The organism is Noviherbaspirillum galbum (genome assembly GCF_010974945.1).
Lineage (GTDB): Bacteria > Pseudomonadota > Gammaproteobacteria > Burkholderiales > Burkholderiaceae_D > Noviherbaspirillum > Noviherbaspirillum galbum.
The window spans coordinates 20,340-39,390 of the sequence record NZ_JAAIVB010000025.1 but is presented as its reverse complement, the minus strand read 5'-3'; the positions used below and the strand labels follow the sequence as shown (position 1 = coordinate 39,390).

18 protein-coding genes are annotated in these 19,051 nt (G+C 65.6%); 11 read left to right on the top strand and 7 right to left on the bottom strand.

From position 1 onward, the window contains the following. Positions 1-8: 8 nt before the first annotated feature. Both nrfD and G3574_RS07950 read left to right on the top strand, forming a co-directional pair. Positions 9-1,094, top strand: a complete 1,086-nt coding sequence (gene nrfD, locus G3574_RS07955; RefSeq protein WP_163961791.1) for an NrfD/PsrC family molybdoenzyme membrane anchor subunit — start codon at positions 9-11, stop codon at positions 1,092-1,094. 13 nt (positions 1,095-1,107) lie between these two features. Further along, positions 1,108-1,434, top strand: coding sequence for a hypothetical protein (locus G3574_RS07950; protein ID WP_163961789.1), 327 nt, complete (start codon positions 1,108-1,110; stop codon positions 1,432-1,434). A 27-nt stretch (positions 1,435-1,461) separates the two neighbouring features. Here the strand turns inward: G3574_RS07950 and G3574_RS07945 are convergent, their stop codons facing one another. After that, positions 1,462-2,217: a ZIP family metal transporter gene (locus tag G3574_RS07945; protein WP_163961787.1), complete on the bottom strand. Its 756-nt coding sequence runs from the start codon at positions 2,215-2,217 to the stop codon at positions 1,462-1,464. Between the two features lie 37 nt (positions 2,218-2,254). Further along, complete coding sequence (locus G3574_RS07940) at positions 2,255-2,743, bottom strand: hypothetical protein (RefSeq protein ID WP_163961785.1); 489 nt, start codon at positions 2,741-2,743, stop codon at positions 2,255-2,257. Between the two features lie 198 nt (positions 2,744-2,941). Between G3574_RS07940 and G3574_RS07935 the strand changes: the two genes are divergently transcribed. Both G3574_RS07935 and G3574_RS07930 read left to right on the top strand, forming a co-directional pair. Further along, a complete protein-coding gene (locus G3574_RS07935; RefSeq protein ID WP_205609700.1) occupies positions 2,942-4,906 on the top strand; it encodes a glycoside hydrolase family 15 protein in 1,965 nt (654 codons plus the stop codon). Position 4,907: 1 nt separating this feature from the next. Beyond that, positions 4,908-5,465, top strand: a complete 558-nt coding sequence (locus G3574_RS07930; protein WP_163961784.1) for a MarR family winged helix-turn-helix transcriptional regulator — start codon at positions 4,908-4,910, stop codon at positions 5,463-5,465. Positions 5,466-5,476: 11 nt separating this feature from the next. Here G3574_RS07930 and G3574_RS07925 read toward each other — a convergent pair whose 3' ends face one another. Further along, complete coding sequence (locus G3574_RS07925) at positions 5,477-9,412, bottom strand: translocation/assembly module TamB domain-containing protein (RefSeq protein ID WP_163961782.1); 3,936 nt, start codon at positions 9,410-9,412, stop codon at positions 5,477-5,479. 8 nt (positions 9,413-9,420) lie between these two features. Next, positions 9,421-11,175, bottom strand: coding sequence for an autotransporter assembly complex protein TamA (locus tag G3574_RS07920; protein WP_163961780.1), 1,755 nt, complete (start codon positions 11,173-11,175; stop codon positions 9,421-9,423). A 588-nt stretch (positions 11,176-11,763) separates the two neighbouring features. Here G3574_RS07920 and G3574_RS07915 point away from each other — a divergent pair. The 3 genes from G3574_RS07915 to G3574_RS07905 all read left to right on the top strand — a co-directional run bounded on the left by G3574_RS07915 (position 11,764) and on the right by G3574_RS07905 (position 13,953). After that, positions 11,764-12,138 (top strand): HPF/RaiA family ribosome-associated protein, encoded by a 375-nt coding sequence (locus tag G3574_RS07915; RefSeq protein ID WP_235953162.1) that lies wholly within the window; start codon positions 11,764-11,766, stop codon positions 12,136-12,138. A 221-nt stretch (positions 12,139-12,359) separates the two neighbouring features. Beyond that, positions 12,360-13,445, top strand: coding sequence for an extracellular catalytic domain type 2 short-chain-length polyhydroxyalkanoate depolymerase (locus G3574_RS07910; protein ID WP_163961777.1), 1,086 nt, complete (start codon positions 12,360-12,362; stop codon positions 13,443-13,445). A 199-nt stretch (positions 13,446-13,644) separates the two neighbouring features. Then, positions 13,645-13,953 carry a hypothetical protein gene (locus tag G3574_RS07905; protein WP_163961775.1) on the top strand — a complete coding sequence of 103 codons (309 nt, stop codon included), beginning with the start codon at positions 13,645-13,647 and terminating at the stop codon, positions 13,951-13,953. A 16-nt stretch (positions 13,954-13,969) separates the two neighbouring features. Here the strand turns inward: G3574_RS07905 and G3574_RS07900 are convergent, their stop codons facing one another. Together G3574_RS07900 and G3574_RS07895 are read right to left on the bottom strand one after the other, a co-directional pair. After that, a complete protein-coding gene (locus G3574_RS07900; protein ID WP_163961773.1) occupies positions 13,970-14,611 on the bottom strand; it encodes a DUF1109 domain-containing protein in 642 nt (213 codons plus the stop codon). After that, complete coding sequence (locus G3574_RS07895; protein WP_163961770.1) at positions 14,611-15,201, bottom strand: sigma-70 family RNA polymerase sigma factor; 591 nt, start codon at positions 15,199-15,201, stop codon at positions 14,611-14,613. Before G3574_RS07895 ends, G3574_RS07900 begins: the two co-directional genes overlap by 1 nt. A 90-nt stretch (positions 15,202-15,291) precedes the next feature. Between G3574_RS07895 and G3574_RS07890 the strand changes: the two genes are divergently transcribed. The 4 genes from G3574_RS07890 (at position 15,292) to G3574_RS07875 (ending at position 18,186) form a co-directional block, all read left to right on the top strand. Then, positions 15,292-16,074 carry a DUF1223 domain-containing protein gene (locus G3574_RS07890; RefSeq protein ID WP_163961768.1) on the top strand — a complete coding sequence of 261 codons (783 nt, stop codon included), beginning with the start codon at positions 15,292-15,294 and terminating at the stop codon, positions 16,072-16,074. A 117-nt stretch (positions 16,075-16,191) separates the two neighbouring features. After that, positions 16,192-16,461, top strand: a complete 270-nt coding sequence (locus tag G3574_RS07885) for a hypothetical protein (protein ID WP_163961766.1) — start codon at positions 16,192-16,194, stop codon at positions 16,459-16,461. A 37-nt stretch (positions 16,462-16,498) separates the two neighbouring features. Further along, positions 16,499-17,413, top strand: a complete 915-nt coding sequence (locus tag G3574_RS07880) for a cytochrome b/b6 domain-containing protein (protein WP_163961764.1) — start codon at positions 16,499-16,501, stop codon at positions 17,411-17,413. 8 nt (positions 17,414-17,421) lie between these two features. After that, complete coding sequence (locus G3574_RS07875; protein ID WP_205609699.1) at positions 17,422-18,186, top strand: molybdopterin-binding protein; 765 nt, start codon at positions 17,422-17,424, stop codon at positions 18,184-18,186. Positions 18,187-18,273: 87 nt separating this feature from the next. Here the strand turns inward: G3574_RS07875 and G3574_RS07870 are convergent, their stop codons facing one another. Then, entirely contained in the window at positions 18,274-19,023 is a 750-nt protein-coding gene (locus tag G3574_RS07870; RefSeq protein WP_163961760.1) for an MBL fold metallo-hydrolase, read from the bottom strand. Positions 19,024-19,051: the final 28 nt, after the last annotated feature.

Here is a 19,051-nt window from a genome sequence, read left to right as displayed (position 1 = left end):
AGAACATCATGAGACAGATCGAAGCCATCGCCGCAAGCCCGCGGCATCAACGGCCGGGCGTGCCGGCAAGCCGGCCGTTGCCGGATGCCTTGCCAGCGAAGGCTTCCGCCGGTGTCGCGCAAACACGCCCGGACCGGACGGCCGCGCGCCATGACGGCCCGGACTACTATGGTCTGCCGGCGGTCAAGGCAAGCAACTATGGCGCGCTGGTCTGGCTTTACACCTATCTCGCCGGCCTTGCGGGATCGTCGCAGGTTATCGCCACGCTGGCCGACCTGGCGGGCAAGGGCGAAGGCTGGCGGTCGGCCATCCGGACCGGCCGCATGATCGCCGCGCTGGGGCCGGTCGTCGGCGCGGGCCTGCTGATCGCCGACCTGCACACGCCGCAACGCTGGTACAACATGGTGCGCATCTTCCGCGCATCCTCGCCGATGTCGATCGGTTCCTATCTGCTGCTCGCCTTCGGTTCATCCAGCGGCCTGGCCGCGCTCGGCGACCTCGCCGGCTGGCGCTGGCTGACCCTTCTTGCGCAGGCGCCCGCGGCGGCTGCCGGGGCGGGCATGTCGGTGTACACCGCCGGCCTGCTGTCGGCGACCAGCACGCCATACTGGGCGGCCGCGCCGCGCCTGCTCGCCGCGCGCTTCGCCTGCTCGGCGTTCGCGACCGCCGCCGCGGGCTTGTCCCTGGTGCAGACGCTGCGCGGACAAACCCGCCAGGCGCAAGTGCTTGACCGCATGACCGCACTGGCCACGCTCGGCGAGCATGTGGCCACCCGCTTGTCGGAACGGCATTACCGGGAGGCCGGCGTGGACGCGGTCCTCGAAGAGCCGCGGCTGGCGGCGCAGCATCGCCTGGCGCACCAGATCGGCACCGTCCTGCCGCTGGCGTGCATGGCGGTGAATGCCGTGCTGCCGCGCCGCTCGCGCTCGCTCGCGGTGGCCGGCTCTGTTGGCGCGCTGGCGGGCGGGCTGCTCATGCGCGCCACCGTCTTCCATGCCGGAAACCGCTCGGCGCAGCGGCCAGACGTGTACTTCAGCCTCACCCGCAAGGGAAGGAAGGAAATTGCCGGGCGCGCCCCCGGTAAACTTGGCTGAAAGGAGATCCGACATGCAGACGGCGACACCGGTGTCGATGCCCGACGCAGTGCGCGAGATGTTGCGCGACGTGGCGAAGAAGGTCGATGAAGCGATCCGGCTCGCTCCGGGAGAGCAAGTGAAGAGCCGTTTCGGCGACGCCCTGGATGCCGCGATCGCCGCGCGCAACCGCCTGATCGCGCTCGCGCGGGACGTTGATGGAGACGAAAAGGCGGCGGCCTGCCTGCCTGCGGTGAATGCCTTGCTCAGCATGATGAGCAGCATCGAATATCCCCTGGAAGGCCTGCATCTGCAGCGCATGCAGACGGTGCGCCAGGAACTGCAGCGCCTGGCCGCCTGACCGGAAAGGCCGTCGGGTGCGGCGAGATCAGCCGGCCTTGCTCAGCACGAACGAGGCGAGGAAGCCGGCAACCGTGATCAGGCCGGTGTAGTCATGGGCCGACTCGAATGCCTCAGGGATCATGGTGTCGGCCAGCATGGTCAGGATCGCGCCGGCCGCCACGGCGTTGGTGGCGGCGATGACCTCGTCGGAAAACCGGCTGAAGATGGCATAGCCCGACAGCGACGCGAGGCCGCAGACGATGGCGATGATGGTCCACATCACGAACACGTAGTGCGCGGAGCGGCCCGCCTTCTTCATGCCGGCGGCGCTGGACAGGCCTTCGGGCACGTTCGACAGGAAGACCGCCGCCACCGCGACCATGCTGACGGTGCCGCCGGCGATCATGCTGACGCCGATGACGATCGACTCGGGAATGCCGTCGAGCAGCGACCCCACGGCGATCGCCATCCCGCCGCCCCCATCGTCGCCGCCATCGTTCTTCTGCTGCGTGCCCGAACGCTTCCTGTGCTTCGCGCCGTAACGCGCCAGCGCCACGTTGGCCAGCGTGTAGACGGCCGCGCCGCCGATGAAGCCGATCGCGGTCGAATCGAAGCCGCCGCGCCGGAACGCTTCTTCCATCAGTTCGAGCGACAAGGCGGAAATCAGGACGCCGCTGCCGAAGGCCATGATTCCCGCTACCAGCCGACGGGAGAGATTCGTGTAATAGCCGATCGCCGCGCCGACGACCAGCGCCGAGCCGGACACCAGCCCCCAGAACAAGGATTGCAGCGCGGTGCTCATGGACCTTCCTTTCTTGCCGTTGCCTACCCGTTTTTCGTCACTTGCCGCACGCGATCTTGAGCGAGTCGATCGATTGGGTAAACTTCAAGATCTCGCGCAACCTGGGAACCTGCTCGCCCGGCTTGAAGGTCATGGTCTTGTCGCGGTAGTCCTTGTTCTCGTAGACCGTCAGGGTTGCCTTCGGTCCGACCAGGATGCTTTCGGTGCGGGCATGCCAGTCCACGCCCTCGGGCGTATGCAGGGACGGCACCGAGATCGGACCGGCAACCGTCAGGTCGTCGCGGCCCTGGAAGTCCGGCTCGGCGAAGAGGCGGACCCAGCAGCCCCGGGCAAGCGTCGGATCGGTGCGGACCTCCGTTGGCGCGATGATGATCAGCGGCGGAATCACCGGGTCGGTCAGGTGCGGGTTGGCGGATGGGGCAGGGCCATTCACGGTCTGCGCAAGAACCCCTGCGGGCGTGGCCAGGATGCAGGCGGCAGCCGCAGCCGCCTTGGCGAAAGCGAGGGGATGCACGGGGGTACGCATTCTTTTTCTCCTTCATCAACGATCAGGTGCGCCAGTCTGCGGGCGCCTTGGCAGCACGGTGGACACGGCGGCGCTTCCTTGCGAAGTCGCAAATTGCATGCCAAGTATTTTTGGCCAAATATAAATTGCGAAATGCCGCCGTCCTGCTCATTGCGGCGAAACTTTTCCACGGCGCTGAAATTCTTACAGGCTCCCCCGATGACATTCATCTGCCCGATGGACGCGGCCACCAACCTGAAAGCCCAGGATGACATGGATGCACGCTATCCGCCGATCGCCGACTATGCGCTCCTGAGCGACGGCTGTTCCACCGCGCTGGTGTCGCGCGACGGTTCCATCGATTGGTGCTGCATGCCGTCGATGGACGCGGATGGCTGTTTCAGCCGCTTGCTCGATCGCCGCAACGGCGGGCATTGCCAGCTTGCTCCGGCCGTCCCCTGCGTTGCCAGCCGTCGTTACGTCGGCGATTCGATGGTGCTGGAGACAAGCTTTCGCGCCGGGGAAGCGGAAGCGAAGCTGACCGACTTCTTCGCGATGCCGTCCGGCGGGCGCGGCCCTTGCCGGCTGGTACGGATTCTCGACGGCATGCGCGGAGACATCGAATTCCAGCTTGAACTCCAGCCCCGCTTCGACTATGGCAGCGTCGTTCCGCATATGAGCGAGCGCGGGCCCGGGCTGTTCGTGGCGGTGGGCGGAAACAACGGCTTCGTATTCCGCACGGACATGCCCGTGCAGGTGGATGGCCGTAATGGCCTGCGCGCGTCCTTCCGGGTCGGCAAGGGCGCACGCTTCTGCCTGAGCATGGAATTCCATGCGCCCGAATGCATCGACGACGTGGCCGCCAACCGGTCGGTCACGCCGGGCTCCCCGGATTGCGACTTCGCGCGGCGGGAGCAGACCCTGGAAGCATGGCACGCCTGGGCCGCGCGCCTGGCGCCCATCGACGGCGGCGCGATGGATGCCGCCACCCGGCGCTCGGCGCTCGTGCTCAAGGCGCTGACTTTCTCGCGCACCGGCGCGATCGCGGCCGCCCCCACCACTTCCTTGCCGGAATGGCCGGGCGGCACGCGAAACTGGGACTACCGCTATAGCTGGGCGCGGGATTCGGTATTCGCGGTGCGGGCACTGTACCGGCTGGGATGTCCTTCCGAAGCCGAAGCCTTCATGCGCTTCATCCAGCGCAGTTCCGCGGGAAGCGCCGACGAGCTCCAGATCATGTATGGCCTCGACGGCAAGCGGCGCCTCACCGAGGTCGAGCTTCCCTGGCTGGAGGGCTACCGCGGTTCGAAACCGGTCAGGATCGGAAACAAGGCATCCGAGCAGAGCCAGCTCGACCTCTTCGGCGAAATCATGGAACTCGCCTGGACCTGGCATGCAAGCGGGCATCCCATCGACGCGGCGTACTGGGCTTTCCTGCGCGACGTCGTCGATGCCGCCTGCCGGCGCTGGCAGGATCCCGATTCAGGCATCTGGGAGTTCCGCGGCGAAGCGGCGCATCACGTGCATTCGAAAGCGATGTGCTGGGCCGCGGTCGATTTTGGCATCCGGCTGGCCAGGGACGGCGGCTTCGACGCGCCACTGGAAAGATGGGAAGGCGAGCGCGACCGCATCCGCCGCGCGATCGAGGAACACGGCTACGACCGGCGGCGCGGCATCTTCGTGCAGGCATTTGGCCGGCCCGGCATGGATGCATCGCTGCTGCTCCTGCCGCGCATCGGTTTCGTGGCGGCCGGCGATCCGCGCATGGTGCGCACGGTCGATGCGGTGATCGACGCGCTCGATCATGGCGGCCTGCTGCGCCGGTATGACATGCCCGATGGCATACCCGGTCCGGAAGGCGCTTTCCTGCCCTGCACCTTCTGGCTCGCCGCTTGCCTTGCTGAACAGCAAAGGCCCGACTTGGCGCGCGCGTATTATGACCGTGGACTCGCGTGCCGCAACGATCTCGGATTGTTCTCCGAGGAGTACGATCCCGATGCGGGACTCATGCTGGGCAACTTTCCGCAAGGCCTGACCCACGTGTCGCAGATCATGGCATGGCTGGCGATGATGGCGGCAAGGCCGCTGCGGCGAGACCCGGAACCCGTCCCCGGCCCGGGTGCCGGCGGTCCGCATGAATTGCCCGGGGACTCATCGCGTCGCCGGCTGGAACAGGATGACTGACATGAAGGGTAAGAAGCGCAACGAAGCGGATGGAGCCGCCGGGGCCGCCACCAAGGCTGCAGCCCCGACCGAGGTCGGCGATGCCGGCGGCGCGGACGCGCTCGATATCGACGCCCTGAAGATGTTCCGCGTGCTGATCCGCGCCGCCCAGCGCCATTCCAGCTGGGTGGAACGCCAATGCGGCGTCACGGGCGCCCAGTTGTGGATGATGCAGGAACTCCACGAGGCGCCAGGCCTGCGCGTGGGCGAGCTTGCCGAGCGCATGGCGATCCACCAGACCACGGCGAGCAACCTGCTGGATGCCATCGTCAGGAAGGGCCTCGCCGACAAGGTGCGCGACGCCTCCGACCAGCGCATCGTCAAGGTACTGCTTTCCAAGGAAGGAAAGGCGGTGATCAGGCGCGCGCCCAAGCCGGCCCGGGGCCTCCTGCCGGAAGCCTTGCTGCGCATGCAGCCGGACGACCTCAAGGCGCTCACCACCGGCCTGCATGCCTTGCTCAACGCCATCGAGCTGCCCGAAGACAGCTCCGCCGGCCTGCCCCTGCCCTTCATGATGTGAACCCCGCCCGGTCAGGGCGGCGTGCCTTCCTGGCTTGCGAGCTTGCCAGATGTTTCCTGGCGGTTGCGGGTATCGAAGCGCCGGTTGAAGAAAAGGTCGATTCCCGCGATCGCCCCGCCGCGCAGCACCACCGACCAGTTGCGGGACAGCTCGTAGGTCAGCTTGAGCAAGCCCGAGGCGCCTGCCAGGCTTTGCTCGTAGCCGACGTAGAGGCGGTCGGAGATTTCCTTGCCCAAGGCGATCACCTGCTGCGAACCCGAGCCGAAATCGCTCGTGCCGACGCTGAGCTTGTCGAGGCCGAATCCCTTGGCGAGGCGTTTTCCGCCGAAGGAGTTGAGCAAGCCGAGCGCCGCGCCCCTGGCCGCCGCCTGCGCGCCGAGTTCGCTGCCGCTGCCCGAGCCGGTGCCATGGCCGAACACCAGCCACGACAGCACTTCCTCGTCCGCGAGCTGCGGTTCCGAGATGAGCTTCACGATGGGTTGCCTGACGGTGCCGGTGATGTCGACCCCGGCGGCCACTTCCTGTTCGCGCCGCATGGCAACGATATGCAGGCCGGGGTTGGTCGCCGGTCCGTTGAAGTTGAGCACGCCGCGCTCGATCGCCAGCTTCGTGCCGAATGCCTCGAAGGTGCCGTCGAACACGCGTACCGTGCCGCTCGCCTGCGGCGTCTCGCGGGGCGCGCTCGTGACGCGCAGCAGGCCCGCCAGCCGCAGGTCGGCACCCGAGCCCTGGAAGCGGAAATGCTCGCCGAGGTCGATCTCGACGTTCACGTGCGGGGAAAAGGCGCCCGCGCGCGCCGGCTGCGTCTTGTCGGACGCGGGCCCGGCCGTCTGCGCGGGCGTTGCCGCGCGCCGGTCGCCGCGGATGACCACGACGTCATCGCCCAGCGAGGGCGCGGCATGCTGGGGTTGCGTGAACAGCGCGCGGTCCACGGTAAAGCGGCCGGTGATGTCGAGTTGCCCATTGGTGTTCGCGGCCGCCGCGCGCCCCGACACGGTCAGGTTGCCGGAAGGATTGGCGAGCAATTGCAGGCGGTCGGCGATGATGTTCGCCTGCACCGTCGGGTGGGCGGCATCCAGCGGAATGCGGCCGACCGCGCGCAGGGTGCCCTCGCCTCCGCGGAATTCCACCTGGCGCAGTTCCGCGATGTTGTCCGCCACGTGGATGCGCACGACGCCGTCGCTCAGCCGTATGCCCTGGTCGTACAGGGTGAAGGCGAGGCCGTCGCCCGTGACGTCGCCGGCCAGCACCGGCGAGGATAGCGTTCCGCCGACCGAGAACCGTCCCTGCAGGCCGCCGTCGATGCCGATGCGCGGACCGGCAAGCGAGGCGATCTGCTGCAGGCGCGGCAGGTCGATGCCGACGCTGGCGGACACCGCCGAATCCGCGCCCGGCATCACCATGCGCTGGCCGGCGCCGCCAAGCAGACCGATGCGGGCGCTTCCCTCGGCGCGCCCGATGCGGCTTGCCGCGAGCCGGGTATCGACCCGCGCTTCCCGGCCCGCCAGCACGCCCTGCAGCGCCAGTTCCTGCAAGCCCAGCGCCACCGCCTGCGGGCCTTCGCGCAGGCGTACGTCGCCGCCGCGCCTGCGCAGTTCGAAGCGGCCCGATGCGGTGCTGCCGAGCGTGACGTCCCAGGAGCCGTCCAGCACCAGGTCGGTGGCCACCGGCGGCGTTTCGCCGGTGAACTGCCGCTGCAAGGCGAGCAGGTCCGCCACCGCGAGCGAAGAAAGGCGGCCTGCGGTGCTGAGCCCGTCGTCGCCATAGCGCAGGTGGTCGAGAGCGATGCCGGCCCGCTGCACCGTCAGGCTCGTCTTTCCCAGCGAAATCCGGCCCGATGCCGCCTGCAAGGCCACCGGTTCATCCAGCACGACCCGGGGTGTGCCGCGGCTCTCCAGCGATTGCACGATGCCGGACCAGGCATATCCCGGGGAGCGTTCTTCCAGCCGCCCTTGCGCCCGGGCGCGCAGATCCAGCGCCTGTCCGCGCAGCCGGCCCTGCGCCGCCATGCTTGCCTCGTGGCGGGCATAGGTGCCGTTGACGTCGGCGTGCAGGGTATCGAGGCGGCCGGGCGGCCCCACCAGGTTCTTCGCTTCCACGCTGGCGCGGACCCGCGCGGCGGGGTCGCGGCCGGGCACGCCCTGGGTGTTCGCCACGACGTCGAGGTTCGCCACGCGCCATGCCTGCCAGCCGAGGCCCGCCGCGCTTGCCGAGGCGGCCACGGAAGGCCGCTCCAGCGTGCCGGAGACCGTGCCGTTCGCCCGCGCGGCGCCCGACAGGCCGTAGCCCAGCCGTCCCAGCGCGGGCGCATCGAGGTTGAAGGAAAGAACGTCGCCGGGACGCCCGAATGCGCCCTTCAGGGCGATGCTGTTGCCGGCCACCAGCAGGCGGGCATCGCTCGGCCCGATCGTCTTGCCGTCGATCTCGAGCGTGCCCTGTCCCGTCATGGGCAAGCCCGCATAGCTGCTCTCGCCGACGGCGAAGCGCAGCCGTGCCGACAAGTCCGGCTCGAGCTTGCCGGCGGCATCGAAGGTGGCGTTGATGCTGGCCTGGGTCGCCTTGCCGCGCACGGAAAGCAGGGCGGCGGGATTGAAGTCGTGAAGCGCGCCGTGGGCCGCGACCTCGCTCGAGCCGTCGCGCGCCATGTTGCCCGTGAGGACGAGGCGGCCCTTGCCGACCCTGAGCTCTCCCTGGTCGAGCGTGATGGATTGCGGCGTCGCCCGGGCCCGGGCATCGAGTTCGAGCGCCTTCCCCTGCAGCGCCATGGCAAGTTGCTGTTCCTTGCCCTCGGAACTCGCGGTGATCGGCCCGGACAGCGATTCCGGCTTGAGCTTGGTGTGCAGCGCATGCGGATCGACGTTTTCCGCCCGCGCCTCGAGCGTTGCGCGGCCCTGGCTCAAGCGGGCGGTGCCGGCCAGGGCGCCGCCGCCGGGCAGGGCGATGCGCATCGCCTCCAGCGACTGGCCGTCCGCGCGCAAGGTCAGGTCGCCCGACACGCTCGCGAACGGCAAGGCGGGCTCATCCCATGGACCGGGGCTGGCATTGCTGACCGAGACCGGGCCGGCAACCTCGAGTCCCGCAGTGCCTTGCCGGGGGCGCAGGTCCGCCTTCGCCGACAGCGCGGCCGGCGGCAGGGAAGGCAGCGCCACGCGCGGATCGAGGCGCTGCAGGTCGACATGCGCCTCCTTGAAAGGCACCGCGTCGAAGGGCGTGGCCGTGATGCGCGCGCGGCCCTGCAGGCCGTCGCCGTTGGCGTCCAGCTGCACCCCCAGCGCGCTCAGGTCGCCGGAAAGCAGGCCGTCCAGCCGGTAGCGATGCTCGGCCAGGGCGGCGTCGAGGGCAAGCTTGCCGTCCACCGGAAAGGGCCGCTGCCCGCCGAGCGTCAAGGCCGCGCTCGCGACGCCGTATGGCGTGGATGCGTGCGCAAGATCGATGCGGTGGCTGTTGCCGTCGGAAGCGAGCGCGAGGCGGATGTCCTTGATGCTGATGTCGGTCTTGTCCTTGCGGATGTCGAGTTCGCCGATGCGGATGCTCGATGCTTGCAGCTGCGCGGGCAGGCGCAGGCTGTCGGGCAGGGACGGGGGCTTGTCCGGCTGCGGCAGAAGCGTGAGCTGCAGGCGGCCGACGTCCAGCGTCGAGATGCGAAGCGCCGGCGGCGAGGCGGTCAGGTCCGCATGCCAGCGCCCGTCCAGGCGGTCGATGCGTATCTCGCGCGCGGCGTCGCGCCACACCACGTCGCGCAAGGCCAGGCCATCGGCGACGGTGCCGCCCGCGATCGTCGCCTCGAGATGGCCCGGCAGCACCTGCCGCGCCGTGCGCAGCAGGATGCGGCCGCCCGCCTCGCTGTGCAGCGCGGACCAGGCCAGCAAGGCCAGCAGCAGCGGCAACGCGATCAGGACCAGCAGGGTTGCCTTGAGCAGGGGATGGCGGCGCGCGGGTTTGCCCATGCCGTGCCTCAGAACACGATGCCCAGCGACAGGTGCGGCCGGATGCCGCCGCCCTCCTGCAAGCCGTAGGCTAGGTCCGCGTTGATCACGCCGACGGGACTGCGCCAGCGCGCGCCTGCGCCCACGCCATGGAAGAAGCGCTTGCCGCTCCACTGGTCGGTTGCCGTCCCGACGTCGTAGAACGCCGCCGCGCCCCATTGCGCGGTGAACCAGTGCTGGTATTCCGCGCCGCCGCTCGCGACGTAGCGGGTGGGATATACCACGCCGCCCTGCGTGTTGCCGATGCTCTGGAAGCGGTAGCCGCGCACCGACTCGGTGCCGCCCGTGCGGAACAGCAGCGACGCCGGAATGGCGGCATTGCCCTGGCTGGAAATGACGGCGCCAAGCTCGCCGCGCACGATGACGGCATCGGTGCGTCCGACCGGAAAATATTGCCGCGCCTGGCCGTAGACGCGTGCGAAGGTCTGGTCGGTCAGCAGGCCCTTGATCGCCACGCCTGCCTCGACCGATGCGATGTACCCGCGCCGCGGATAGCGCGGATCATCGACCTGCCGGCGCGTCATCGCCAGGCCGGCAACGACGGCCTGGTGGGTGCCCGGCAGCACCACCGTGCCCTCCGGCAGCACAGCGCCGCTTTCCTGCGACAGCTGGTCGCTGTAGTAGTCGAGGGTATAGGCGAAGTCGCGCTTGTCGCTGCTGCGCGCGCGGCGCAGGCCGGCGCGCCGCGTCCGCAGGTCCACGCCCTCCAGCGTGGTGCGCTCCGCGGACACGCGCGCCGAATTGACCCAGGCGCCGGGCGAAGGCGGCATGGACACTTCCGCGGCCATGGTCTGGCGCCGCTGTTCGATGCGGACCTGGCTGTCGAACACCCAGGCGCGCCCGAAAAGATTGTTGTACGAGTAGCGGCCTTCGAGATGGGCTCCGGTGTCGGTGCCATAGCCGAAGCCGGCGCGCACGCGGTGCTCGGGGTATTCGCTGATGCGCACGTTGACCGGCGCCGCTGCCGCCTTCGCCGGATCGCGTTCGAGGCTGACTTCCGCATTGCTGAAATAGGGAAGCCGCTGGATCTGGCGCTGCAGTTCCACCAGCCTGCCGGCGCTGTACTCCTCGCCCGGCTCAAGCGGATTCACGTTGCGGATGATGCCCTCCGGATAGCGTCGCAGGCCGGACACGCTGATGCCGCCCAGGTGAAACGCAGGGCCGCTATCGTAATCCGCCTGCAGGTCGGCTTCTCCGAGGTCCGGGTAGGCGCGCGCTTCGCTGTTCGTGATGGAAGCCGCCGCGTAGCGCCGGCTCTGCAGCCGGGCGAGTCCTTCCTGCTTGGCCGATTCCCAGCCTTCCTGGGTGAAGGGCTTTCCCCTTTCTTCCTGCCAGCGGGTGCGCACTTCCGCGGCCTGCTCCGGATGCGCGGACACGACGTCGCCCTTGATGCCGATGTCCAGGTTCGCCACCCTGGTCTGCTTGCCGGGGTCGACGCCTATGCGTATTCGCGGCGTTGCTCCGGCGCGGTCGACGTCGAGCCGCGTCTTCGGCGCGAAGAAGCCGATCGTCGATGTGAGCTTCCTGACCTGTTCTTCCGTGGTTGCCAGCAGGTAATCAAGCTGGTCCGCGTTGAGGTCGTCGCGGTCCTGGTAACGCATCAGGTCAAGGTTCTCCTGGAGCAGCTTGCGCACCGACCTGGGGGCGTCCAGTTCCACGGCATAGCGCGCATGGGCGCAGGTCGCGAACATGCAGGCGATCATGCCGGCAAGAAGCCGGTTCATGCGGCGGGAACGCCGGCATGCGGAAGGGAAGCGAAAGGCTGGATGGCGCACTTGGTTCCAGAATTGCTTGTATCGATGACAGGATGAAATACCGTTCGCGTTGCACGGACCATGCCTGCCCGACATCCCGGAGGAAAAGGCAGGAAGCTTAAGCTTTGCCTAAGCAAAAAAGAAAATAAGTGTAAAAAGGTAATGCTTGCGGATGCGCTACTTGTGATGCGGCATCCCCGATGCCATTGAGGATGACGTTTCCTTGCGCATGACCCGGGGTTCCAGGCGTCGCGTTTAAGACCTGCTTAAGTGTCGGGGTGTAGATTAAAGATGTCTTGTGCGGCCGGGCGATGTATGAATGACTGGAAGCCGGTGCCAGGATAGCGTTCCTTCTCGGAAGACATTCATGTTCAAGGCATGAGCTTGCCCCGGCCAGATTGGCCGGGGCATTTTTTTATGCATGCAGCCTTTGCCGCGAGCTGGAATGCATGGTCGATCGTTCCGGTTTTTCGAAGTAAGTGTCCATCAAACCTCTGTTTGAATGAAGCGTGAGTCCGTCGATACTGGGTGCTCCCCTATCTCATCCAGGAGAAGCTCATGAACGTGCAAATGGTTGCAAAGGAATTCTCGCTTTCGCCCTCTCTGCAAGAGCATGTCTTGCGGCGCCTGCGCAGCGCCTTTGCCCGTACGCAGCATCGGGTCGGTCGCATTATCGTTCGCCTGCGCGATTTGAATGGTCCGCGCGGCGGGCGCGACAAGGCTTGCCAGATCAGCGTGGAGTTGCCTGGCCAGCCCGAAGTCGTGATCCGGGAAGTGCAGGAAAACATGTACGGGGCGATCGACAATGCGGTCAAGCGCGCCGCCTATCGCGCCATGCGCATGGTGGACCGCAAATCCCGCCTGGCCCGCCGGGGAAGGGATGACCGGCAGCTTCGCATCGACGATGACGAGAAGGATGCCGGGCAGCCTTGATCTGCCTGGCCGGCTTCATCCTCTGATGGGCAGCGCATCAACTCTCTCCCGAACCGGCCCGCGGATGAACGCGGAAGAAAAAGGTGAGTCTCAACAACATTCGGTTTCGCACGCGTCCTGAGCAGCCGCTTTCCATCTTATCGGAAACAATTCTGCGGCAGATCAACCAGCGGGTGCCGAAGCAGGCTTACTTTTCGGAAAACAAAGAGGAGACGTCCATCATGAAGAAGCTTGACGTTCGGCGGGCATGGCCCGCCATGTTCGCCATCGGACTGGTCATGACCGCCGGGGCCGGCGCACAGACGACGGCGGCCGCGCCGCCCATCGCCAAGCTCCAGCGCTACCAGATCGACCCGGCGAAGGTGTTCGTCGCAGGCATTTCCTCCGGCGGCTTCACCGCGGTGCAGATGCACGTGGCCCATTCCGCGACCTTCAAGGGTGCGGCCATCTATGCGGGCGGCGTCTACTGGTGCGCGGGCACCGGCGGCGCCGCGACTGCGCTCGCCAACTGCGGCGGCCAGACCCTGCCCACGAATGAAGCCTCGTACAACAGCATGCTTGCCGAGTCGATCGCTTACCTGGACACCCAGTCTTCCCTGGGAACGATCGACTCTTCGGTAAACCTCAGCGGCAAGCCGGTTTACCTGTGGTCCGGCACCAAGGATGCCACCGTCAATCCGCGCGAGATGGCCGACCTCAATGCGGAGTACCTGCACTACGGCGCAAGCGTGGTGTTCGATAATGGCTTTCCCGCCGCGCACGGCTGGGAATCTCCGGACGGCGAACTCGACTGCGGAACCGCGGGCAGCCCCTACATGGTGAAATGCTCCCTCAATGGCGCGCCCTACGATTCCGTGCAGACCTGGCTCAAGCTTTTCCTGGGACGACTGAACCCGCGCAACAATGGCAAGCTGCAAGGCACGCTGTCGACCTTCGACCAGACCGAATTCGGCGCCGGGACCAACGTATCGCTGAATTCCACGGGCAACGTCTTCGTGCCGAAATCCTGCGCGCAAGGAAAGACTTGCGGCATGGTGCTCGCGCTGCATGGCTGCAAGCAGTACACGGGACTCATCGGCAACCGCTGGATGACCGAGGCCGGCATCAATGAATGGGCCGACACCAACAACCTCGTGGTCGTCTATCCGGATACCATCGCATCGTCCGCGCCGGGACCGACCAACCCGAACGGCTGCTATGACTGGTGGGGCTACTCGAACCAGGTCGATCCCAACTATGCGCTGAAGAGCGGCGCGCAGATGTCGGTGCTCTACGGGATGGTGCAGCGCGTGACGGGACGGCCGTAGAAGCGCTTGCATCCCTGCCCCGGGACGCTATGCTCAATAGGCGAACCGGGTTCACCTTGCCGCGGCCGCCAAGCCTCCGGGCCGGTCGGCGGGTCGCGCGCTCCTGCCGGTTCGGACACCGCAAGCATGGCGAGCAAACGGTCTGGCCATCAGCGGTAACGATGTTCCACCGGGCGATCCGTCCGAAAAGGAGATCAACATGCATGCCGTCATTAGGACCTATTCGGGTGCCGGCGCACCCCAGCTTTTCGATATCCTTGAAAGCCGCAAGTCCGACGTCCAGTCCACCTTGCAGAAAGTGTCTGGCATCGTCAGCTATACCTTGATCAGGACCGGCGAAGGCGGGGTATCGATCACCGTTTGCAACGACAAGGCAGGCGCCGACGAGAGCCTGAGGGTAGCGCGCGACTGGATCAAGAACAATGCATCCTCCGTCAATGCCAGTGCGCCCGACGTTGCCGAGGGTTCGGTCGTCGTTCATTTCGCGGAGCAGGCGCTGGTGCACTGACCAGTCCGGAAGCGCTCTACCAGCGCAACAGCCGCGGTCCCAGCAGCGCGCCAAGCGCTGCCGGGGCCAGGACGCCCAGCACGTACCAGATGCCCAGGAAGGGCGCAGCCATCTCCGGACAGTGCAACGCATATACCGTGGCCGCGGTAGCTCCCCCGAGCAGGCCGGCGGCGGCGCCCGCCGATGAGGGCCGGGTTGGTGCCAGATCCCTGATCGCCCAGAAGACGGCGAAAAAAACCGGCGCCGCAAGCAGCATGATGCTGAGCGTGCAAGTCTTCCAGGTGGCGCCATAAATCATTTCCGGCCTGGCTGCCGGCGGCGCCATGAGCAGCATTGCCGCCGCGCTGCCGCAGGAGAGCAGCAGAAGGGCCGCCAGCAGGAGCGGGGCGCGTCCCGGACGCGATCCCGGGCATGACAGGCGCCTGGTAAGTTGCAAGGCGGTGACGGCGACGATGAACGGGATGATCAGTTTCATCCAGAACATGGGGCGCGCAGCCGCCTGCATCATGTCGGCGCGCGCACCGTATCCCAGCAACATCATCATTGCCGACACGGCCGCTCCGAGGGCCAGCGCCTTTCCGATGCGGCGCCTTGCCTTGCCTGGTTCCACCGGCGACACGCCGGCGGCCAGCATGCCGATGAATTCTTCCGTTTTCATTATTGGTCCCTAATCAATGCTGCGAGCGCCTTCAGGCCGCGGTGAATGCCCACCTTGACGGCGGACTCCGACATTCCGGTCAGGCGTGCCGTCTCGGATACCGACAAGCCCTCGAGCTTCAAATGCTGGATCGGCAGGCGCTGCCGGTCAGGCAATTGATCCAGCAGCTTCATCACATCGCGCCTGGCTTCCCCGGCCTCCTGCTCGGAATGCGCGAACAACTCGGTTTCGTCATCAAGCGGCACGTTCAAGGCATCATGCCCGCCGCGCCGGCGCAGCAGGTCCACCATCTTGTAGCGGGCGATCGCATAGGCCCATGCGGTCAGCGGCTGGCCCGGATCGTAGGTATGGCGCTGGTTGTGCACCGCCAGCAGCGTTTCCTGAAGGACGTCCTCGATGTCATCCGGTAATCCGGTCAAGCGCTTCCTGAGATAGGCGCGGAAGTGCGCGCTGATTTCCTTCAGAAAAAGCTGATAGGGTCCGGCTTCCCCTTCAAGGCCGCGCAGAAACAGTTCACGCAACCGTGATTCGCTTGCGATCACGCCCACTCCTTTGCATTCGTTATTTTCATCAGGATGGTTACAGGCCATGGAAAATTTATTTTTTCCCCTCCCTTGTAACCGAACCACCCGGCAGCGCGAATTATCTGCACAACACGTCACGGAAAACGAGGCACCCGAATGAATCCCCTTGCACCGATCATTTCCGGCATTGCATTTTGCCTTGGAGCGCCGTCGTTTGCCAGCGAGTCATGCGAGGTCAACAGCGGGCCGGCCACCGCGGCCCTGATCGAACTGTACACGAGCGAAGGATGTTCGAGCTGCCCGCCGGCCGATCGGGAGCTCGGCAAGCTGCAACGCAGCTTCGCCGCCGATCCGCTCGTCATTCCGATCGCCCTGCACGTGAGCTATTGGGACTACATTGGCTGGAAAGACAGGTTCGCGCAAACGATATTCGATGAGCGCCAAAGGCAGCTTGCCGCCTTTGAGCACAACAGATTGGTGTACACGCCGGAATTCTTCGTCAACGGAAAGGAGTTGCGGCATTGGGGCCGCGAACTGTCCGATGCCATCCGGCGCATCAATGCGAAACCGGCACAGGCAAGCATCCGGCTCAAATGGGCGGAGGCATCGGGGAATGCGGTAAGGCTCGATGCGATTGCCAACGCGCGCAACCCCGGTGCGGATCAATCCCTTTTCCTGGCCGTCAGCGAAAGCAAGCTGGTGTCGAACGTATTGCGGGGCGAGAACAGCAATACCACCCTCATGCATGACGCCACGGTCCGCATGTGGCTTGGCCCGGTGAAGCTCGCCGGGGGGAATGCACGCATGCATCAGGATCTGCGGCTCCCCGCCGACTGGAACCGGGCGAACCTGCGCGCCGTGGCATTCGTCCAGAACAACGTGGATGGCACGATCGACCAGGCAGTCAGTATCGGTCCTTGCGATCCGGGAAAGAGCTAGGCGTTTCATGAATCCGACGTTGCCTGGCAAGACAGGGCGGCGTCTTTGTTTCACCTCCGGGCGGCATTGTCCGGAGCAACCGGGGTAATCACACCTCAACCACTAAAGGAAAACACCATGCTCAACATTTCCACCGCCATCTTTTCCGGTCTCCTGCTGATTTCCGGAGCCGCCGCCGCGCAGGATTCCATGAATAAGGACGGCGGAATGGCAAAGGACCACATGACGTCGGGAGGCGCCATGAAGGACGGCAAGATGAAGGACCACATGGGCAAGGACGGAATGAAGAAGGACGACATGAAAGGCATGCAGAAATCGAAGGACGCAATGGCAAGGCACGACATGCAGAAGGATGGCGCCATGAACAAGGACGAAATGAAGAAGTAATCCATGGCCTTCTGAAACGCATTCGAGGAATACGCCCATGTCCGCCTCAACCAATTCTGCCGCGCCAGACCGGGCGCGCGGTACGAGATATTACCGGCATCGCCTGCCAGTCCGGATCAGCCACTGGATCAACGTGGTCAGCCTGGCGATCCTGTTGTTCAGCGGCCTGGGCATCTTCAATGCCCATCCTGCGCTTTACTGGGGAGCGTCTTCCTACAGTGCGCGGCCTGCGCTGCTCGAGATCGTTTCGAAGACGGAACCGTCGCCGGGCGTCTCCGGCGCGGCCCGTGCCGAAGTGAGCGATGCCACGCCGTCCGATACGAGGCGAGGGAAGCTGCGTGTGGGCGGACATGAGTTCGACACGACGGGCATACTGGGCGTGTCGACGTCTTTCGCGGGAACGACGGTCGAGAGGGCATTTCCTCCCTGGCTGACGATTCCCGGCTCCTATTCACTGGCGGATTCCAGGCTCTGGCATTTCTTCTTTGCCTGGCTCTTCGTCCTGAACGGCGCCTTCTATATCGGTTACTCGCTTCTTAGCGGTCATCTCAGGCGCGATCTCGCGCCGGACAAGGCTGACATGCGCGGCATCGGCGCATCGATCGTCGATCACCTGCGGTTCAAGCACCCGCAAGGCGAGGCCGCCCGACGCTACAACGTCCTGCAAAAGCTTGCCTACCTCATCGTGATCTTCGTGCTGCTTCCCTTGATCATCCTGATGGGAATGGCCATGTCGCCGATGCTCGACACGGTGTTCACAGGATGGGTCAACTGGTTCGGCGGCCGGCAGTCCGCGCGCACCATTCACTTCATCGTTGCCTGGCTGCTGGTGGCGTTCGTGCTGATTCACGTGTTCGAAGTCATCGTCAGCGGCCTCTGGAACCATCTGCGCTCGATGATCACGGGCTATTACGTCATTCACGCCGAAACAAAGAAAGGACAGACGCCATGAATCCGAACATGACAGATCGCCGCCGCTTCCTTCGCCGGGCGTTCGGCGCGGCAGCGACGCTATTGGTCGGTGGCTGCGACCGGCTGAATGAAACCAGCTGGTTCCCCAAGGTCCTTGGAACCGGCGAAGTGCTGAGCAGGCAGGTCCACAAGGCCCTCCTTCCGCGGAAATCGATGGCGCAGGAATTCACCGAAGCCGATCTGTCGCCGCACTTCCGCAGCAATGGCACGGCGAACCCGGACAACGAGGTCTACCAGGCGCTGGCCGCGAAGAATTTTTCGGAATGGTCGCTCCAGGTCGATGGCCTGGTCGAACGTCCCCGGCGTTTTTCGCTCGCGCAGCTGAGGGCCTTGCCCGGCCGCACGCAAATCACCCGGCACGACTGCGTCGAGGGCTGGAGTGCGATCGGAAAGTGGAGCGGCGTGCCGCTCGCCGAGATCCTGGCTGCGGTGAGGCCGGCGGCGACGGCAAAATACGTCGTCTTTCATTGCGCCGATCCGATGGAAAGCGATGGCAGCAGTCCCTACTACGAAAGCATCGACATGGATGACGCGTACCATCCGCAAACGATACTTGCCTACGATCTCAACGACAGCCCGCTGCCTGTCGCAAATGGCGCGCCGCTTCGACTGCGGGTGGAAAGGCAGCTGGGATACAAGCAGGCAAAGTACCTGATGCGGATGGAACTGGCCGACAGCTTGGAAAACATCTACGGAGGGAAGGGCGGCTATTGGGAAGACAGCAACGGATATCAGTGGTACGCAGGCATTTGAAGCGTCACCCCGGAGCCGTCCGCTCAGGCGCCGATGTCGGTCGGAATCGCCTGCGCGGTGCCAGCATGCCCTTCGTTGCGGCCGTCTTCAGCCTTGCGGGCTTTGGGTCATCTGCCGGCAATATTTTTCGAGGTTCTCCGGCAGGTGGGACGGGCATACCCCGCATTGCCGGTTGCCGGGAACGGCATGGTCGATGAACGTGGGGTAAGGCAGGTTCAGGTTCGCCATGATGTTCCTGAACTCTTCCAGCGTCTTGTCGCCGCCCAGGCGCGGGTTGCGCGCCTTCTCCTGCGCGATGGAAGACACGAAGCGCTCCTTGTAGTCATGTCCCGGATAGACCAGCGTCTCGCCCGGCAAGACAAACAGCTTTTCCCGCACGCTCTTGTAGAGGGCGTCGGCGTCGCCGTTCTGGAAATCGGTTCTGCCGCAGCCTTCGATCAGCAAGGCGTCGCCGGTAAATACCCGATCGTTCAACAGGTAGGAAAAATGGCCATCGGTGTGACCCGGCGTATGCAGCGGTTGCAAGGTGATGCCGCCCAGCCGGAACGGCTTGCCCTCCTCGACGCCGACGTCGGTGCATGGCAGGCGGTCATGGGCCGGCGCGGCAATCTTGCTGCCGGCCGCTTTCTTCATTTCCAGCGCCGCGGTGATGTGGTCGGCATGGATGTGCGTGTCCAGGGTGTAGGCCAGCTTCAGCCCAAGCCGGCGCACTTCTTCCAGGTCCCGATCCATGCTGGCGATGACTGGGTCGATGAGTATGGCCTGGCCGGTAGCTTCATCGCCCAGAAGATAGGTGTAGGTCCTGGAAAGCGGTTCGAATAGTTGCCGAAAGATCATGATGGCTGCTCCTTGCTCGACGGGGGAA

Coding starts and splice junctions, on each gene's coding strand:
- G3574_RS07945 (WP_163961787.1), bottom strand. CDS start 2,217: ATGAGCACCGCGCTGCAATCCTTGTTCTGGGGGCTGGTGTCCGGCTCG.
- G3574_RS07920 (WP_163961780.1), bottom strand. CDS start 11,175: ATGAACCGGCTTCTTGCCGGCATGATCGCCTGCATGTTCGCGACCTGC.
- G3574_RS07930 (WP_163961784.1), top strand. CDS start 4,908: ATGAAGGGTAAGAAGCGCAACGAAGCGGATGGAGCCGCCGGGGCCGCC.
- G3574_RS07915 (WP_235953162.1), top strand. CDS start 11,764: ATGAACGTGCAAATGGTTGCAAAGGAATTCTCGCTTTCGCCCTCTCTG.
- G3574_RS07910 (WP_163961777.1), top strand. CDS start 12,360: ATGAAGAAGCTTGACGTTCGGCGGGCATGGCCCGCCATGTTCGCCATC.
- G3574_RS07935 (WP_205609700.1), top strand. CDS start 2,942: ATGACATTCATCTGCCCGATGGACGCGGCCACCAACCTGAAAGCCCAG.
- G3574_RS07900 (WP_163961773.1), bottom strand. CDS start 14,611: ATGAAAACGGAAGAATTCATCGGCATGCTGGCCGCCGGCGTGTCGCCG.
- G3574_RS07895 (WP_163961770.1), bottom strand. CDS start 15,201: ATGGCCTGTAACCATCCTGATGAAAATAACGAATGCAAAGGAGTGGGC.
- G3574_RS07885 (WP_163961766.1), top strand. CDS start 16,192: ATGCTCAACATTTCCACCGCCATCTTTTCCGGTCTCCTGCTGATTTCC.
- G3574_RS07925 (WP_163961782.1), bottom strand. CDS start 9,412: ATGGGCAAACCCGCGCGCCGCCATCCCCTGCTCAAGGCAACCCTGCTG.
- G3574_RS07890 (WP_163961768.1), top strand. CDS start 15,292: ATGAATCCCCTTGCACCGATCATTTCCGGCATTGCATTTTGCCTTGGA.
- nrfD (WP_163961791.1), top strand. CDS start 9: ATGAGACAGATCGAAGCCATCGCCGCAAGCCCGCGGCATCAACGGCCG.
- G3574_RS07875 (WP_205609699.1), top strand. CDS start 17,422: ATGACAGATCGCCGCCGCTTCCTTCGCCGGGCGTTCGGCGCGGCAGCG.
- G3574_RS07880 (WP_163961764.1), top strand. CDS start 16,499: ATGTCCGCCTCAACCAATTCTGCCGCGCCAGACCGGGCGCGCGGTACG.
- G3574_RS07905 (WP_163961775.1), top strand. CDS start 13,645: ATGCATGCCGTCATTAGGACCTATTCGGGTGCCGGCGCACCCCAGCTT.
- G3574_RS07870 (WP_163961760.1), bottom strand. CDS start 19,023: ATGATCTTTCGGCAACTATTCGAACCGCTTTCCAGGACCTACACCTAT.
- G3574_RS07940 (WP_163961785.1), bottom strand. CDS start 2,743: ATGCGTACCCCCGTGCATCCCCTCGCTTTCGCCAAGGCGGCTGCGGCT.
- G3574_RS07950 (WP_163961789.1), top strand. CDS start 1,108: ATGCAGACGGCGACACCGGTGTCGATGCCCGACGCAGTGCGCGAGATG.